The organism is Mediterraneibacter glycyrrhizinilyticus, assembly GCF_015560805.1.
GTDB classification, from domain to species: Bacteria; Bacillota; Clostridia; order Lachnospirales; family Lachnospiraceae; genus Schaedlerella; species Schaedlerella glycyrrhizinilytica_A.
This window is the reverse complement of sequence record NZ_JADMSO010000020.1, coordinates 1-18,361: the sequence shown is the minus strand read 5'-3', so window position 1 is coordinate 18,361 and position 18,361 is coordinate 1. Positions and strand designations below refer to the sequence as shown.

The following is an 18,361-nucleotide window of genomic DNA, read 5'->3' as shown; positions in this document are numbered from 1 at the left end:
AAAAGCTGATTTCATTCCAGTTTTCCGCCTATCATTATCATAGAAGATCTTATTTACAGACTTTTCTTCATAGTCTCAAACATCGAGGAGAATGCAATAAAAATAGCAAGTTAAACTTCGCTCAGAACAGAGAAAATTGGTTACATTTAATTTGTACTTTTTCTTGACATAGGACCAATTCTTTGTTCTGGAGTCACTTTACTCCTAGACATAAAAAATGCCCCCTTTACGATTAACAGTGTTTTTATATTTCACTGTCTTTCATAAAGGGAGCATATCATCATGTCAATGGTGTCTTTTTTTAGTATTGTTAAATCCCTTTTCCATGTTCTTTACAAGACCAAGTTTTAACGAATAATTTTAAAACTGTCGTTCTCTTTAAAAGCTTTTCATTAAATTCCCACTGCTTTTCACTTGTATAATGATCCATTATCCTCTGTAATCCATAATTTTTTTCATCCCTATCTGAAACGATCTGCAATTCTCCCTTTCCCATAATGCATTGATATAGGTAAGAAAAATCACACCCTGTTTTTCCCTTTATCAACTGATGCTTTGTATCCATTTCGAAAGATGTAATCGTCTGTCCGGAAATCAACTCTATCTTTCTCCCCTGATTTGCACAATGAAAATATAAAATAACCTGTTCGCCAATTATCTCAATCCCAAAATTCATTGGAACAATATAGGCTTCATTCTTATCCACTAACCCTAAACGGCAGCACTCACAATTTTTCATGATATCTGTCATTTTCAAAAAATCAGTAACTTCCCTATCTACTCTTCTCATTGCAGATCGCCTCCTTGTGCAACTTTACTCCCGGTTATATTTTCAAATAATTTTATGATAAACATGCTGAAAATAAAAGCCGATAAATCTTCCTACTCGCTAACAGCTTATGTGTCTTCCGCTTCTACGCTGTGCTACAATCGCCGCACACAAGCGTACGGCGATTGACGGCTGGCGCCGTATATAACATTAAAAGAGCATTCTGTCGAAATGCAAGCATTTCTCCAGAACGCTCTTCCAATGTTATGCACAGCTTGTAGCTTTCTCAAACTGTGAATTATACAATTCTGCGTAGAATCCGTTTTTCGCAATGAGTTCCTCATGATTTCCCTGTTCGACGATATCGCCGTCTTTCATCACAAGGATCATATCCGCATCGCGGATCGTAGACAAGCGGTGTGCGATCACGAAGCTTGTTCTTCCTTTCATCAGGGTATCCATCGCTTTCTGGATCTGGATTTCGGTTCTTGTATCTACCGAACTTGTCGCTTCATCCAAAATCAAGATCTTCGGATCTGCGAGGATCGCACGGGCGATCGTAAGAAGCTGTTTCTGACCTTGGGAAACATTGCTTGCCTCCTCGTTCAGTTCCATATCATAACCGCCCGGCAGCGTCTGTACAAACCGGTGCACCCTCGCCGCCTTTGCCGCTTCGATCACTTCTTCATCCGTCGCATCCAGTTTTCCGTACTTAATGTTATCTTTAATACTTCCATGGAACAGCCATGTATCCTGCAGAACCATTCCGAACATCTGCCGCAATTCACTTCGGTTGAAGTCTTTTACATTGTGTCCGTCGATCAGGATCGCCCCACTGTTGACATCATAAAAACGCATCAGCAGTTTGATCATCGTCGTCTTTCCTGCTCCGGTCGGTCCGACGATCGCGATCTTCTGTCCCTCTTTGATCTTCGCCGAGAAATCATTGACGATGATCTTATCCGCATTGTAACCGAAATGTACATGGTCAAATTCCACATTTCCCTGCAGACCGTCTACCGACACCGGATCCGGCACTGTCTGGTCTTCCTCTTCTTCCTCCAAGAATTCAAAAACCCTCTCCGATGCCGCCGCAGTAGACTGCAGCATATTCGCTACCTGCGCCATCTGCTGGATCGGCTGTGTAAAATTCCGGACATACTGGATAAAGGACTGGATATCTCCGACTTCGATCGTCTTTTGGATCGCCAGATATCCGCCGAGGATTGCAACCACCACATAGCCGAGGTTTCCGACAAACTGCATGATCGGCATCATCAAACCGGAGAAAAACTGAGATTTCCATGCGGAATCATACAGTTTATCGTTCGTCTCTTCAAATTCCGTGATCACATCTTTTTCTTTATTAAATGCTTTCACAATATTGTGACCGGAATATACTTCCTCCACCTGTCCGTTCACTTCTCCCAAATATTCCTGCTGCCCACGGAAATATTTCTGGGAACGTTTCATAATACCGGAGATCAGCCCCATAGAGACCGGCAGGATTAACAGTGCGACAAGAGTCATCAGCGGGCTGATGGAAAGCATCATCACCAGCACACCGATCAGCGTTGTCACCGATGTGATCATCTGCGTTGCACTCTGGTTCAAACTCTGTCCCAATGTATCCACATCGTTCGTCACACGAGAGAGGACTTCGCCATGCGTTTTTGTATCAAAGTAATTCATCGGCATCCGATTGATTTTTTCCGATATCTCTTTTCGGAGACGATACGTCGTCTTCTGGGAGATCCCGGACATCAAATATCCCTGAATAAAGGAAAATGCCGCGCTGATCACATATAATCCCAATGTAAACAACAGGATTTCTCCGATCTTTTCAAAGTCCATTCCGGCGCCTCCGGACACTTTGCTCACCAGTCCGTTAAAAATCTCTGTTGTCGCTTTTCCGAGTATTTTCGGACCTACGATATTGAATACCGTTCCGCCTACCGCGAATAAAAATACAAAGAACATCTGTACTTTAAACATACTCAGATAATGGAGCAGTTTTTTGAGTGTTCCTTTGAAATCTTTTGCTTTCTCTCCTGCTCCCATCCCGTGCATCGGTCCATGTCCCATGTGCCTGTGTCCGGTATGTCTTCCCTGTTTTTCACTCATTTTCATTCGCCTCCTTTCTGCATCCCTGCTTTCAGTTCTTCTTCCGAAAGCTGTGACGCCGCAATCTGCTGATAAACCTCACAATTCCGAAGTAATTCCTCATGCGTGCCTTTTCCGACGATCTGTCCGTCATCCAATACAAGAATCTGTTCCGCATGCAGAATCGTGCTGATCCGCTGTGCCACGATCAAAACGGTGCTGTCTGCCGTTTTCTCTCTCAATGCCCGACGCAGTGCAACATCGGTCTTAAAATCCAATGCCGAAAAACTGTCGTCGAAGATAAAGAGTTTCGGATGTTTTGCGATCGCACGCGCAATGGAAAGTCGTTGTTTCTGTCCGCCGGATACGTTGGATCCGCCCTGTGCGATCGAGCTGTCGTATCTCTTTCTCTTTGTTTCAATAAACTCCGTTGCCTGCGCGATCTGAGCCGCCTCTTTCATCTCTTCATCCGAACCGTCCGGATTGCCGAACATAATATTGGATGCGATCGTTCCGGAGAACAGTACGCCTTTCTGCGGAACATATCCCAGCTTCTCCCGAAGATCATGCTGTGCAACTTCACGGATATCCAAACCGTCCAATGTGATCTTTCCCTCTGTCACATCGTAAAAACGAGGGATCAGATTGACAAGCGTGGACTTACCGCTTCCGGTACTTCCGATGATCGCAGTTGTCTCTCCCGGTTTTGCCTCAAAAGAAATATCATGCAATACATCTTCGCTGGCTCCCGGATATCGGAACGAAACATGGTCGAATTTCAGAACGCCGTCTGCCTTCTGCGGGATCAAAAGCGGCTGTTTCGGATCGTTTATGATCGTCTTGCTTGAAAGCACTTCGTCCACACGTTCTGCTGCAACCGCCGCTCTCGGCAGCATGACCGAGATCATGCAAAGCATCAAAAATCCCATGATGATCTGCATCGTGTACTGGATAAACGCCATCATATCGCCAACCTGCATCTGTCCGTCGTTGATCCCGTTTGCTCCTACCCACACGATCAACACGGAAATCCCATTCATGATCACCATCATGACCGGCATCATAAATGTCATTGCACGATTGACAAACAAATTCGTTTTGGTCAGATCCATGTTCGCCTTATCGAACCGTTTTTCCTCATGTTTTTCCGTACTGAATGCACGGATGACCGGAAGTCCTGTCAGGATTTCCCTTGTCACAAGATTCAATCGGTCAACCAATTTCTGCATGATTTTGAACTTCGGCATTGCCACGACAAACAAAAGCAGTACGACCAACGCGATCAATACCACGGCCAGCCCAATGATCCAGGACATCGATACATTTGTCTGGAACACCTGATATACACCGCCGATTGCCAGGATCGGCGCATAAAGCACCATCCGAAGCAGCATGACCATCAACATCTGGATCTGCTGGATATCGTTCGTACTTCTTGTGATCAGCGAAGCCGTTGAAAAATGATCCAGCTCATTGTTGGAAAATCCGACTACTTTACGGAATACTCTTCCACGCAGATCCCGTCCGGCTTTCGCACCGACGCGGGACGCCAGAAATCCGACCAGAACACTGGCGATCATTCCAAGAAATGCAAGCGCGATCATCTTGCCACCTGTCACAAACATATACTTCAGCTGGATCTCATCGACATCCATCCCAAGATCCTGATATGCGGTTTTCACATATCCGATCCCAGCCTGTTCCACGATCATATCCGGCATATCCGACATCTGTGTGCGAATTTCCTCCACCATCTGCGTCATCTGTTCCGGCGGCATCATCGCAAATACATCAAAAATCGTCGCATCTTCCGGCAACATTCCCTGCGGGATCTGCCCCATGATCTGTTCTTCTATCTCTTTTGTTTCTTCACTGCCCGACTCAAAACCGGCAGTCACCATCATCGGAAGCCCCATGATCTTACTGAGTTCTTCCATCTCTTCCTCATTTTCAAGGACAGATTCTTTCAGCACATACGCCTCTTTTTCATACAGATCCCCATTCTTTTCATATGCGTCCTGCACAATTTCTTTCTCTGTCTCTTCCGAAACAAACAAAAGCACTTTGTTCATTTCTTCCACGGAAATTGCTTCGGGAATCGTCTCGTCAACTCCGCCCTGCTGGATTCCGACATTTACAATATCCGAAGTATATGCCGGCAGGGACAGGTCGCAGTATGCCTGGACAAACAATATGGCAAGGATCGCCAACACTGATTTCCAGTACATTCCCATGTACTTAAATAATTTTCCCATAACCCGTTTCCTTTCTGTTCCGATTGTTTTTCTTCTTGATCATACTTGTTTTGATTCTTATATTCTTCTTATGCCCAGCTGTCAGAACCCCTTTATAACTTGATCGGATGCTTCCAGATATCCGGAGATCTTCCCTCTACCAGATTGTCTCTTACTTGCGTCAAAAGCCGCCGGAGCAGAAGTTTTTCTTCGGTATTCATCCCTTTGTAGATCCGTTCCTCGATCTGTCTGCTCACTTCTTTGATATGCTCCAGGTAAGCGCGGCTCTTTTCCGTCAGACTCAGTCGAAGTACCCGCTGATCGTGCGGATCCGGCGTCCGTTTGATATAATCCATCTTTTCCATCTTCTGGATAGCCGCTGTGATCGAAGGCGGCGTCAGGTTCAGCCGTTCTGCCAGTTCACGCTGCGACATTTCCCCATCCAGGCTCAATACCACCAAGATCCCCGCCTGTCCCGGCTTCAGATCATAAGGTTCAAACATTTGCTTCGCATAATATTCACTTAAATGTGAAATCTGTCCCAAAATGCCCATCACCGGCATTTCTCCTCGTTCCACATAAATTCACCCCTTTCTCCATATAGTTAGATGTCTAATCATTATTCTATATTTCTGCACAGAAAAAGTCAATATTCAATTTTATTTTTCACACTTTTTTAATAATTATATACAAAATTTAGTTTGATATTTAATTATTATCACAATGGTTTTTTCGCAAAATTCAGAAAATAAGAAACTCAGGAAATCGGAATCACCGGAAGTGCCAAAAGGCACATTCCGGGATTGTAAGCAGTCGCCAAGGTCTCGGGCAAGCCCGGACTTTGGCTCGTCGCCTATACAAAAAGAGTTCCTAGCGTCGATGTACAAGGGGAAACACGCCTCAAACCGCGTAATTTCGGTGATTTTCAGCGTTATCCTCAATCAGCGTACGTCCAGTACGCTTCAATCGTCTGCCTTGAAAATCACCGAATTATCTGCGGTTGAGGTCGGTGAGTCGAGAAGAGACAAATCTAAGCCTCTTTTAGGCACTTGAACGACGCGTACAGAGACGTACGCGGAGTGAAAGTAACAACAAAGAGACTTAGATTTGCTCTTCATCGACCGTTTTCCCCCTTGTACACCGACGCTACACATCAAAAAAGACAGAGGGCTTTCCGACCATTTGGTCGGTTTCCTCTGTCTCAAATGTCTGTATCAAGTTCATTGTGATCCTATGCTTCCAGATACATCTCCCGCAGTCGGAATCGTTTTTCCTCTGTAATTCCGATTTCTTTTTCCAGATATCCCTCAAGAGATCCATAACGCTCCTCGATCACATCCAGCGCTTTTTCAAGATAAGCCGGATTAACGCCTCCGGCAACCGCACGCATATCTGCCATCTCCTCTTCTGTCAATCCAAGACCTTCAAGCTTTGTTTCCATTTTATTCAAAATATCCTGAAAATACACATTCGTCAAACGATAATCTTCCATGATCGTCTGCCGTTCCGCCCCCAGAACCGCCAGTAAAAATGCCGCTCCCAATCCGGTCCGGTCTTTTCCCGCAGAACAGTGCCAGAGGACCGCGCCCTCTTTATGCTCCAACAGACAGTCAAAAAACTGACGATATCCACGCATCGATACCGGATTCATCACAATATCCACATACATATCTGCAATCCGGATTTTTTCGCTGCGGATTGCTTCAACCAGCTTTTCCAACGGAAATCCATCTCCTGATGCCGACGCTGCCATACCTGCCGTCTGATCTCCTTGTTCATCCAGAATCCGGATCGGATGACAGACGACACCGTCCATCTCCGGATCCGGCGCTGCCTCACACTCAAAACTGGTCCTGAAATCAATAATATCCGTCAAATGATACTGTTCCAGAAGCCGGCGTCTGTCAGCTTCCGATATTTCCGAAAGCGCGCCCGTCCGAAGCAGCACACCTCGTTTCACTTTGCGCCCGTCTGCTCCGACATAACCGCCCAGCTCTCTTGCATTTACAATCTCCTCAAGTCCGATCGACTGCGGAAACATGTTTGTATCGATCGTGTTTTTCAGCTGCATCTTCTCAGCCTCCTGTATTCCTCTTTTCCTTATTTATACTTCCGCCGGATCGGTGTCCTGTGTGCGTTCGATACTTCCCGGACGTTTCATCGTTCTGACATGGATCCCGTTGATCTCAATGTGATCGTCTACCGGGATCACAAGACATTGCCTGCCATCGATCATCCTCGTCTCGATCAGATCGGAACGCTCCGGATTAACCTTGATCACCACATCCGGCGTTTCGATATGGAACTTTTTTGTCTCGGCAATGTTTGCGGCAAGAAGCGACGTCTTTTCTCCCGCATTTTCTTCAAACACCTGATCAAACGACTCCATCTGTTCATTAGAAACACCGCTGTTCTCAAAAATTTTTCTCATATCTGTCTTGTCCAATGCAAGAGGTTCCGACTCTTCTTTGTGTTCCTCGATCAGATCGTTCAGCGTATCGTGGATATTCCGCACCGTCTCATAATCTCCGTCCTCGCCCAGCGTATCTTCGATCAGCGCCTGAAACGTTTCTTTCTGCGTATCCGCCGACATCGGCATTTTTGCGCCCAGTACCTGATCGATCAGTTCTTCCTGCAGATTCGAAGATTTCTTCGTATAATAAAGTACGCCGTGCAGATCGGTATTACGGTCATTAAACGCCGGGAACAGAAAGCCTTTGTCCGGCATATCGACGATCCAGTCCCGGATCCGGTCTTCGATCCGGTTATCCTCCGCATTATAACAAAGTCCTGCTTTTGAGAGGGAGACCGGACAAATGCTGCAGAGCAGATATTCGTAAACGACATCCGACGCATCATACATTTCCAGATCATCCGAAGATTTTCCCGGCACATCATACATTGCATGGATCAAAATAATATAATAATTCTCTTCATATATGTAATTCTCGATCACCTTATCGTAAAACTCTTCCAACAGCATATCGTCCTGCAGCTTGCTGTTTTTCAGTTTCAGAAGAAATTCCTGCGTTCCTCCCGGCATCTCCTGCTCAAGCGGAAACTCCATATTCAGCATATTCTTCCCGATCGTTCCCGATAACGTCTTCTTAAAAATATCAAAATATTTGAACGCCTCTTCCTCCGGCAGCGACAAAAACGCCTCCCTGGACTGCAGACGTTTGCTTTTTTCGTGATCGACATAGCAGCCGCAGATTCTTGTGATCGCACAATTTGCCGGAGAAAACTGCTTTCGGATCTCGAGCACCTCTTTCTTATTCATTACACGTCCCTCTTTCTGTAAGATTCCTCACTGCGGCATGCCGTCGCTTCACGAACAGAACAGCCTGCGCCGCAGCTTCTTCTTTATTCTACACTGAATTTCCTCTGAATACAAAATATTTTTTACAGTCGCGGCTCATTTCTCCGACTGCCCATTTTGCTCACTCATCTGTCTGTACCTTTGACAGGATCTTGCAGGCTACATGCCACAGAGGCGGTCTGTGCGGGACCGTCCAGCAGTTTTCCGCTGTAATCATACCGTGAGCCATGGCATGGACAATCCCAACTTTTTTCCGCCTGATTCCAGGAGAGCTGACATCCCAGATGCGGACATTTTACAGATACAAAATAGAAATCCTCCTCTTCTGTTTTATATACTCCGACTTTCTTCCCCTCATATTCTATGGTCCCCCCTGTGCCGGGACGGATGTCCTCCAGCTTTTCTTTCGGAAACGCAAAGAGTTCTTTTGTCAGATTGACTACCGCATATGCACCCTCCTCAGAAAATGTCTTTGCAGAAGCCAGCATCGTTTTCCGCTGCGGGGAAAATACGTCGGCATAACGGTTCTTTCGTCCGCACATCAGATCCGTCAGGATCGTTGCGGCTGCCATCGATGTCGTCATCCCCCATTTCTGAAATCCGGTAGCCACAAACCAATGATCGGTCTGTTTCCCGAATTTTCCGATATAAGGAATACCATCCAGCGTCATACAGTCCTGTGCCGACCATGCATACCGCACGCTTGCCTGTGGAAAATATTGCTCTGCCGCACGCTTAAGCGCTTCGTATGGGTCTCCCAATTTTTCGTCTCCGGTTCTGTGATTTCCTCCTCCAAGCAACAAAAAATTTCCAGCCTGCCGAAGCGACAGTCCATTCGGATCTACCCCAAGATACACATTTTGAATCCGCGGTCCATGTTCCAGCCCGATCACATAACTGCGTTCCTGATGCATCCGAAGAAAATAATATCCCGGCATATTCAAAAACGGATAATGGGTCGCAAATACGATCTGGTTCGCCTTTATACTTCCACGGTCCGTGATCAGAGTCCTCCCATCTACCCGTAAAACTCTCGTTCTCTCATAAATCTCAAGTCCGTCGAGTATACGTTCTAAAAATTTTAACGGATGAAACCGCGCCTGCCGTTCAAAAAGAAGCGCTTTTTTTGCCGGAAACGGTAACTCCGTCTTTTCCGGATGATCGATCATTCTCGCAGAGATCCCCAGTTCCACAGCTGCCCGGTACTCTTCCCGCAATTCCCGTTCTTTTTCAGTTCCATACAAATACGCCCCGCAAGTTTCCCATTCGCATTCGATCCCATATTTCCGGATCAGGATCCGATACCGTTCGATCGCCTCCCGATTGGCATCGGCATACTGCTGTGCCATATCGCGTCCGACCGTCCGCATCAGTTTCCCGTAGATCAGACCATGTTGGGAAGTCACTTTTGCCGTCGTATTCTTTGTCTGCCCGGATCCGATTCGATCCGCTTCGAGAACCACGCATTTTCTCCCTGCCTGTTCCAGAAAATGCGCCGTCAGGATTCCGGCAAGACCGCCGCCGATCACTGCAACATCCACCTCCCGATCGCCGTTCCATGCAGGATAACATGGCAATCCCACTGTATTTATCCATAAAGATCCATTTTCCACGTTCATAGTGTTATCCTCCTTTTCGCTGATTTTTACCGAGTTATTCACATCATTTCCGTATAGGATGTGACAATTTCGAAAAAAATATTGATTATCATCCCGTTTTTTTCTATAATAAACTGGTATTCAATCAAACAAACAGGAGGTACTTAACATGAACAAATATGTATGTGAACCATGTGGATATGTTTATGATCCGGAAGTCGGTGATCCTGACAACGGAATCGAGCCGGGAACAGCTTTTGCCGATCTGCCGGAAGACTGGGTCTGCCCATGGTGCGGAATGGGAAAAGAAGTATTTGTAGAAGAAAACTAATCTGACAAATACTCTTAAGGAGCTGTCGTTTCATACGGGAGCTTCTTTTTATTTATACTATATGGAAAAAGAGCGCCGCTCTGTCACTGAAATCCGATCCGCCGGATCCGATCAGTTTGAGAGCCGCGCTCTTTTTTGTATAGGCGACGAGCCAAAGTCCTGGCTTGCCCGAGACCTTGGCGACTGCTTCCAATCCCGGAATGTGCCTTTTGGCACTTCCGGTGATTGTTTTCTAATTTCATTTACTTTGCATGCAATATTTTTTTCGCATGATCCACCCGTTCCATCGTCGGCGGATCAATTCCCTCCAGCGGATATTCCATCCCCAGCTCTTTCCATTTATATGCGCCCAGCGTGTGGTATGGAAGTACCTCGACTTTCTCCACATTTCCAAGCGTCTCAATGAAAGCATGCAGCTTTTCCAGATCTTCGTCAAAATCACTCCGGTCCGGCACAAGCACATGACGGATCCACACCGGTTTTCCAATCTCATCCAGATATCTCGCCATCTCCAGAATATTTGCATTCGTATGCCCGGTCAAAAGCTGATGTCTGTCTTCCTCGATCTCTTTGATGTCCAACATTACAAGATCGGTATATTTCATCAGTTCCTGCACTTTGCCGAAGAACGGTTCTTCTCTGGTAAACGGATTTCCGCTCGTATCCAGCGTCGTATGAACACCCTGCTCTTTCGCTTTTTTAAATAATTCGATCAGGAAATCTATCTGCAGAAGCGGTTCTCCTCCGCTGACTGTGATCCCGCCTTCGTTTCCCCAATATGTCCGGTAACGCAATGCCTGTTTCAACAGTTCCTCCGCTGTATACAATGTACCAGCCCGCATATTCCATGTATCCGGATTGTGGCAGAACTGGCAACGCATCGCACAGCCTGTCAGAAAAATCACATAGCGCACACCCGGACCGTCTACAGATCCAAAACTTTCCAGAGAATGTACATATCCCTTTAATTCCTGCTTCTGTTCTGTCATACCATGATCCCTCCTTTTCCTTATACACTGATACCAGCGTCAGTGTGCAAAGGGAAATCCCCCCTTTCTGTACCGACGCTATCATAAGTTCGGATAAAAACAGGAGTCCACAGGGGATCATTCCCCCATGAACTCCCTTTTTACACTGTCAGTATACACTGACATTTCTTTCAGAAATTACATTGACTCGTGGCAGGTTCTTGCGATTACATCAAGCTGCTGCTCGCGTGTCAGATCGATGAATTTTACGGCATATCCGGATACACGGATCGTGAAGTTTGCATATTCCGGTTTCTCCGGGTGCTCCATTGCATCGATCAGCTTATCTGTTCCGAATACGTTCACGTTCAGGTGGTGTGCTCCCTGACGGAAGTATCCATCCATTACACGTGTCAGATTTACTTTACGCTCTTCATCATCGTGTCCAAGCGCACTCGGGCTGATCGTCTGAGTATTGGAAATACCATCCAGCGCCAGCTCGTACGGCAGTTTTGCCACAGAGTTCAGAGATGCAAGAAGTCCGTTTTTCTCAGCGCCGTAAGACGGGTTTGCTCCCGGTGACAGCGGCTCGCCTGCTTTTCTTCCATCCGGCAGTGTTCCGGTTGCTTTACCGTAAACAACGTTGGATGTGATCGTCAGGATCGATGTTGTCGGCTCGGAATCTCTGTATGTATGGCATTTGCTCAATTTGTGCATAAATGTCTTCAGAAGCCAGATAGCGATATCATCTGCACGGTCGTCGTCGTTTCCGTATCTCGGGAAGTCTCCCTCAACCTCGAAATCTGTTGCGATTCCGTCTTCGTCGCGGATCACTTTTACTTTTGCATATTTGATCGCACTCAAGGAATCTACTACATGTGAGAATCCTGCGATACCTGTTGCAAATGTACGTCTTACATCTGTATCGATCAGAGCCATCTCTGCTGCTTCGTAGTAATATTTGTCATGCATATAGTGGATCATGTTCAGGGTGTCTACATACAGTTTGGACAGCCATTCCATCATCTCGTCATATTTTTCCATTACTTCATCGTAATCCAGATACTCGGATGTGATCGGTCTGTAAGCCGGGGATACCTGTACTTTTGTCTTCTCATCCACACCGCCGTTGATCGCGTAGAGCAGACACTTCGCCAGGTTCGCACGTGCTCCGAAGAACTGGATCTCTTTTCCGGTCTGTGTTGCGGATACACAGCAGCAAATGCTGTAATCATCGCCCCATACCGGACGCATTACATCGTCATTCTCATACTGTACAGAACTTGTCTTTACAGAGATCAGAGAAGCGTAGTTCTTGAAGTTTTCCGGAAGTCTTTCGGAATACAGGACAGTCAGGTTCGGCTCCGGTGACGGTCCCATGTTCTCCAATGTATGCAGGAAACGGTAATCGTTCTTTGTTACCATAGAACGTCCGTCCTGTCCAAGACCTGCCATCTCAAGAGTTGCCCATACCGGGTCTCCGGAGAACAGTTCATTATAAGAAGGAACACGAGCAAATTTAACCATACGGAATTTCATAACGATATGGTCGATCAGTTCCTGAGCTTCACTCTCTGTCAATTTTCCGGCTTTCATATCTCTTTCGATATAAATATCAAGGAATGTAGAAATACGTCCGACACTCATCGCCGCACCGTTCTGAGTCTTGATCGCTGCCAGATATCCGAAGTACAGCCACTGTACCGCTTCTTTTGCATCCTTTGCCGGCTTGGAAATATCATATCCATAGATAGCTGCCATTTCTTTCATCTGCTGCAGTGCGCGGATCTGATCTGCGATCTCCTCACGAAGACGGAAATCTGTTCCTTTCATGCCGTGTCTTGCGTAACGCTCAAAATCATACTGTTTCTTCTCGATCAGGAAATCGATTCCGTACAGAGCAACACGACGGTAGTCGCCGACGATACGTCCACGTCCGTATGTATCCGGAAGTCCTGTGATGATCTTGTTGTGACGCGCTTTTTTCATCTCCGGTGTGTAGATATCAAATACACCCTGGTTATGTGTTTTGTGGTATTTTGTAAAGATTTCTTTCAATCTTTCGCTCGGCTCATAACCGTAAGTTGTACAAGCTTTTACAGCCATGTTGATACCGCCGTAAGGCATAAATGCTCTTTTCAGCGGTTTGTCTGTCTGAAGTCCGACAACCTGCTCCAGATCTTTCATGCTGTCATCAATATATCCGGGACCATATGCTGTCAGTCCGGAAACAACTTCTGTCTCCATATCCAGCACTCCGCCTTTTGCACGTTCTTCTTTCTGCAACTCCTGCAGTCTTCCCCACAGTTTGTCTGTTGCTTCTGTCGGTCCCTCCAAGAAGGATTCGTCTCCTTCATATGGTGTGTAATTCTCCTGAATGAAATCGCGTACATCTACGGAATTTCTCCAGTTTTTTCCTGCAAAGCCTTCCCATTGCTCAAAATTTGGCATTTGAAATACCTCCTCGTATCAAGTCCTTTTTTCTTTTTGTTTCTTTACGCCGTAAGTATAGCACTGTGTTAAAAGAATGACAAGCCTGTTTCACACACAACTCCTTATGTATTGAATTTTATACAATTCCAGCTTCCATATTGCCTTTTTTCCCATTCCAATGTACAATATTTCTAGCTTAAGGAAAAAGCGCACCACTATATCTGGTGTTCAGAGCTTATTGTAAAAAATGAAAGGACTATGAAAATGAACATTCGTAAGACAGAGCTTACTGATATTGAGGAACTTCAAAAATTATATGAACATGCCCGCACCTTTATGGCGGATCACGGCAATCCTACCCAATGGGGCAATACCTATCCGCCCAAATCTCTGATCGAACAAGATATCCGGGATGGCGTCAGCTATGTATGTGAAGAAGCCGGGCAGCTTCTCGCCGTATTTTTCTATAAGAAAGGACGAGACGATACCTACGCCAAAATTTATGAGGGGCAATGGCTTAACGAGGATCCTTACGGTGTCGTGCACCGGATCGCATCCAGCGGAACTCGCAAAGGATGCGCTTCTTTCTGCCTGAACTGGGCGCTTACACAGTGCGGCAATTTAAAAATCGATACCCACCGGGATAACCGGATCATGCAGCATCTGCTTGATAAAAACGGTTTTACCTACTGCGGTATTATTTATCTGGACGACGGTACAGAACGGCTGGCTTATCAAAAACAGCTTGGATAATCAGATATTGTTGTAAATTTATGGGGCATAAAATCTCACTGCGGATTTTATGCCCCGTTTCTTTTATCTTCTTTATTTTATAATGCTTTTATGTCCCGGCACTATTTCTTTTCCTGCATTCCCCAATACACTTTCTCTGCCGTGATCGGAAGTTCCCGGATCCGGACGCCGACTGCGTTGCTGACCGCATTTGCGATCGCAGGCGCCGGTGTATTGATCACGATCTCTCCGATAGACTTCGCACCAAATGGTCCTGTCGGCTCGTAACTGCTCTCAAAATCGACGCGTATCGTGCCTACATCCAGCCGGCTCGGGATCTTATACTGCATAAAGGAATTGCTGTAATTTTTTCCTTTGTCATTGTAAACAATGTCCTCATAAAGCGCCATTCCGATTCCCTGCGCGATACCGCCCTCAGTCTGTACCCGTGCAAGATTCGGATTGATCGGTGTTCCACAGTCTACCACAGCCGCATAGTCGATCAGTTCGACTGCGCCTGTCAGTTTATCGACTTCTACTTCCGCAATACCGACCATGAACGGCGGCGGTGAGACCGGTGAAGAAAACGCTTCGCTTGCGCTCAGGGCATCCCCGTTGTTGCACATCACCCGGTTGCCGATTTCCGCGCGGCTGATCGATTCTCCGTTTTTTAAATTGGTCACTTTCTCACCGTCAAACTCCGCATCTTCCGGATCACATCCAAGATAAGCAGCTCCGCGCTCGAGCAGTTTCTCCCGCAAGGTCTCACATGTCTTCACGACTGCCATCCCGGTCACATACGTCGTACTGGACGCATACGAACCGCAATCATATGGGGAGACATCGGTATCTACTCCGTGAACGACGATCTCATCGATCCCACACTCGAGACATTCTGCTGCCATCTGTGCCAGAACGGTATCGCAGCCGGTTCCCATATCCGTCGCGCCGATCATCAAACTATAAAATCCGTCGTCATTGACTTTCAATGCCACAGATGCGGTGTCACAGGCAGCGATTCCGGAACCCTGCATTGCCATTCCAACGCCGATCCCACGTACTTTTCCGTTGCCCATATCCCGTGCCGGATATTTTTCTTCCCAGCCGATCATCTCTTTCGCACGCTCCAGACACCGATCCAGTGCACAGCTCTGCGCGGTCTCACCGTAGTATGCCGGCATGACCTGTCCCTCTTTTACAAGATTCTTTTCGCGAAGAACCACCGGATCCACACCCATTTTTTCTGCCAGCTCCGTCACGGCCGACTCCACCGCGAAGATCCCCTGTGTCGCTCCGTAACCACGATACGCTCCCGCAGACATCACATTCGTATAGACAACGTCATATACAAAACGGAACGCGTCTGTTTTTCCGTAGAGCGGGATTGATTTATGCCCGGACAGTCCTACGGTTGTCGGACCATGTTCTCCGTATGCCCCGGTATTGGACAACGTATACACATCCATTGCGCGGATTCGTCCATCTTCATCCGCCCCGATCCGGACACGCACTTCCATCTCATGCCTCGGTGAAGATGCGATCATGGATTCCTCTCTTGTAAAGACCATCTTTGCCGGTTTTCCGGTCATCCATGTTACAAATGCTGGATACATCTCCATGACCGCTGTCTGTTTAGCGCCAAATCCGCCACCGATCCTCGGTTTGATCACACGCACTCTGGATTTCGGAATATTGAGCGCCGTCGCCATGATCCTCCGCACATGGAACGGAACCTGGGTTGCCGAAACGATATTCAATCTTCCATAAGCATCTTTGTAGGAATATGCCCGGAACGTCTCCATCATCGCCTGCTGATTTGCCTTTGTATGATAAGTCTCATCCACCACATAGGCGCATTCCGCCAGCACCTGCTCTACATTACCCTCATAGCATTCCTCATGGGCGCAGAGGTTCCGCTGATTGTCCGCACCGACAGGAGCCAGACTTTCCCAGTTCTCCTCCGGATGGATCAGTACCGGATTGTCCTTTGCTTTATGAAAATCCAGAACCGGTTCCAACACTTCGTATTGTACCTTGATCAGTTTCAATGCTTTTTGAACGGCTTCTTCTGTCTGTCCTGCCACGATCGCAACCGGATCTCCGACAAACCGTACCCGCTGATCCAGGATCAGACGATCGTACGGACTGGGTTCCGGGTACGTCTGACCTGCCAGAGTAAATCGTTTATCCGGACAGTCTTTATAGGTAAATACCGCCTCGATCCCCGGCACTGCTTTTGCCCGGCTTAACTGGACATCACGGATCAGCGCATGTGCATGAGGGCTTCTCAGCACTTTTACAATAAGACAGTCATCCGGCGCAATGTCATCCGTATAAACAGCCTGTCCCGTCACAAGCGCCTGTGCGTCCAATTTGGGCACTGCCTGATTTACATATCTCATACCGGTCCCCCCTCCTTTTTTACATATGCATTTCCATCTTCTTCTATATTATTACAGATCGGAAGCTGCTTTGCTTTCATATACTTCCGGATCGCGCGAAGCTGTCCCATATAGCCGGTGCATCGGCACAGATTTCCTGCAAGATATTCTTTCATTTCCTCCAATGTCGGATTATCCAGTTCACGCACCATCGCCAGCACGCTCATGATAAATCCCGGCGCACAGAATCCGCACTGTTCTGCTCCCTCTTCCGCCAGAAATCTTCCGAATTCCGCGGCTTCTTCCTGCACCCCCTCCAATGTGGTCACGCTGTGTCCCGCCATAGATGCTGCCAATATTGAGCAGGAAAGTCTCGGCTTCTCATCCACCCATACCGTACACAAACCGCAGTTCGTCGTTTCACATCCACATTTCACACTGGTACAGCCAAGATCACGCAGTACATTCAGCAAGATCGCGTCCGCCGCAACCTCTTTTGTCACCTGTTTCCCATTTAAACGAAACTGTATCTCCATCTATTACTCCTCCGTAAGAATGGAACGAATGGCACGGGCGATCAGCACTTCTGCCAAATGTTGACGATATGCCGCGCTTCCCCGCATATTCGTTCCGTATGTATAACATGCCGCCGCTTCCTTTGCGTACGCTGCGATCGTATCTTCTGCTGTGTCTTTTGAGATTTCCCACTCTTTTTCGACAAGTGCCGCGTGCATCGGACGCGCTCCCACAGAAACATACCATGTTTCCTTTCCATTGACCACGCCTGTTACAACTGCACAGGTCAATACCGGAAAATCCGTCTTCGTCTGCCGGATCGATTCATACCGCACTTTTCGATCCGACTTTCGGATGATCACGGAGACCAGAAGATCCTTGTCTTTTTTTCGCTTTACAAATTCACTCAGACGGATCGTTCCGCCGTCATACAATTCTACAAATGTGTCCAAAGCCAGAAACAAGGTCAAAATATCCGAAAATCCATATCTTCCATAAATGCTTCCGCCCACAGTTGCCTGATTCCGGAACTGTACCCCAACAATGTGACGCACCGACTCTGCCATGGTATCGCCGAAAAATTCCCGCAATCCCGTGTGCGTCTCCAACTGGCGGAGCGTACACATCGCACCGATCTTAAACACCCGATCGGTCTCTTCAATCTGATCCAGCCCAAGCCCGGACAGATCGATCGCCGTTTTGATCCGTGCATTCCCCAGACGCAGCCACATCATACCGCCCAGAATCCGGCTGTTCCGTGCCTGATTCAGTTCATACGCCTCTTCCAGCGTGTTCGCTTTTACATAATTCTGAATAGTAAGCAAAATAATACTCCTTTCGTAATATAAAGCTTTTTTTCCACTTGTATCATACTATAAATGACAAGGATTGACAATCATGGGTCAATTGAAAAAGTAAATTCCACTTTGTAAAGTTAAATTCCACCTTGTAGGACTAAATTCCACGAGGTGGAGTTT

At 46.9% G+C, this 18,361-nt stretch carries 14 protein-coding genes; 2 read left to right on the top strand and 12 right to left on the bottom strand.

Annotation, left to right across the window (positions count from 1 at the left end; genetic code table 11):
- Window positions 1-310: 310 nt before the first annotated feature.
- The 7 genes from I2H87_RS13405 to I2H87_RS13375 all read right to left on the bottom strand — a co-directional run bounded on the left by I2H87_RS13405 (window position 311) and on the right by I2H87_RS13375 (window position 10,044).
- Window positions 311-790: a pyridoxamine 5'-phosphate oxidase family protein gene (locus tag I2H87_RS13405; RefSeq protein ID WP_009267915.1), complete on the bottom strand. Its 480-nt coding sequence runs from the start codon at window positions 788-790 to the stop codon at window positions 311-313.
- Window positions 791-1,033: 243 nt separating this feature from the next.
- Entirely contained in the window at window positions 1,034-2,893 is a 1,860-nt protein-coding gene (locus tag I2H87_RS13400; RefSeq protein ID WP_330611594.1) for an ABC transporter ATP-binding protein, read from the bottom strand.
- 2 nt (window positions 2,894-2,895) lie between these two features.
- Complete coding sequence (locus I2H87_RS13395; protein WP_009267917.1) at window positions 2,896-5,127, bottom strand: ABC transporter ATP-binding protein; 2,232 nt, start codon at window positions 5,125-5,127, stop codon at window positions 2,896-2,898.
- Window positions 5,128-5,219: 92 nt separating this feature from the next.
- Window positions 5,220-5,684, bottom strand: a complete 465-nt coding sequence (locus I2H87_RS13390) for a MarR family winged helix-turn-helix transcriptional regulator (RefSeq protein ID WP_227184223.1) — start codon at window positions 5,682-5,684, stop codon at window positions 5,220-5,222.
- A gap of 653 nt (window positions 5,685-6,337) precedes the next feature.
- Window positions 6,338-7,177 carry a tyrosine-protein phosphatase gene (locus I2H87_RS13385; protein WP_117551674.1) on the bottom strand — a complete coding sequence of 280 codons (840 nt, stop codon included), beginning with the start codon at window positions 7,175-7,177 and terminating at the stop codon, window positions 6,338-6,340.
- Window positions 7,178-7,210: 33 nt separating this feature from the next.
- On the bottom strand, window positions 7,211-8,386 hold the full coding sequence (locus I2H87_RS13380; RefSeq protein WP_009267921.1) for a DUF4317 domain-containing protein: 1,176 nt from the start codon (window positions 8,384-8,386) through the stop codon (window positions 7,211-7,213).
- Window positions 8,387-8,550: 164 nt separating this feature from the next.
- Window positions 8,551-10,044 (bottom strand): FAD-dependent oxidoreductase, encoded by a 1,494-nt coding sequence (locus I2H87_RS13375; protein WP_195610274.1) that lies wholly within the window; start codon window positions 10,042-10,044, stop codon window positions 8,551-8,553.
- A 148-nt stretch (window positions 10,045-10,192) separates the two neighbouring features.
- Between I2H87_RS13375 and rd the strand changes: the two genes are divergently transcribed.
- Window positions 10,193-10,354 carry a rubredoxin gene (rd, locus tag I2H87_RS13370; protein ID WP_009267923.1) on the top strand — a complete coding sequence of 54 codons (162 nt, stop codon included), beginning with the start codon at window positions 10,193-10,195 and terminating at the stop codon, window positions 10,352-10,354.
- Between the two features lie 242 nt (window positions 10,355-10,596).
- On the opposite strand, the gene pflA is transcribed toward rd, so the two are convergent.
- Both pflA and pflB read right to left on the bottom strand, forming a co-directional pair.
- The gene (pflA, locus tag I2H87_RS13365) at window positions 10,597-11,343 is read right to left on the bottom strand and encodes a pyruvate formate-lyase-activating protein (protein ID WP_009267924.1); all 747 of its coding nucleotides are present in this window, start codon (window positions 11,341-11,343) and stop codon (window positions 10,597-10,599) included.
- A gap of 177 nt (window positions 11,344-11,520) precedes the next feature.
- Window positions 11,521-13,773 carry a formate C-acetyltransferase gene (gene pflB, locus I2H87_RS13360; protein ID WP_009267925.1) on the bottom strand — a complete coding sequence of 751 codons (2,253 nt, stop codon included), beginning with the start codon at window positions 13,771-13,773 and terminating at the stop codon, window positions 11,521-11,523.
- Between the two features lie 246 nt (window positions 13,774-14,019).
- On the opposite strand from pflB, the gene I2H87_RS13355 reads away from it, so the two are divergent.
- On the top strand, window positions 14,020-14,508 hold the full coding sequence (locus I2H87_RS13355) for an acetyltransferase (RefSeq protein ID WP_009267926.1): 489 nt from the start codon (window positions 14,020-14,022) through the stop codon (window positions 14,506-14,508).
- Between the two features lie 101 nt (window positions 14,509-14,609).
- Here I2H87_RS13355 and I2H87_RS13350 read toward each other — a convergent pair whose 3' ends face one another.
- The 3 genes from I2H87_RS13350 to I2H87_RS13340 are packed head-to-tail and all read right to left on the bottom strand — an operon-like array spanning window position 14,610 to window position 18,208.
- Window positions 14,610-16,889 (bottom strand): xanthine dehydrogenase family protein molybdopterin-binding subunit, encoded by a 2,280-nt coding sequence (locus I2H87_RS13350; RefSeq protein ID WP_009267927.1) that lies wholly within the window; start codon window positions 16,887-16,889, stop codon window positions 14,610-14,612.
- Window positions 16,886-17,404: a (2Fe-2S)-binding protein gene (locus I2H87_RS13345; RefSeq protein WP_009267928.1), complete on the bottom strand. Its 519-nt coding sequence runs from the start codon at window positions 17,402-17,404 to the stop codon at window positions 16,886-16,888. Before I2H87_RS13345 ends, I2H87_RS13350 begins: the two co-directional genes overlap by 4 nt.
- Window positions 17,405-17,407: 3 nt before the next feature.
- Complete coding sequence (locus I2H87_RS13340) at window positions 17,408-18,208, bottom strand: FAD binding domain-containing protein (RefSeq protein WP_054705417.1); 801 nt, start codon at window positions 18,206-18,208, stop codon at window positions 17,408-17,410.
- Between the last annotated feature and the right edge of the window lie 153 nt (window positions 18,209-18,361).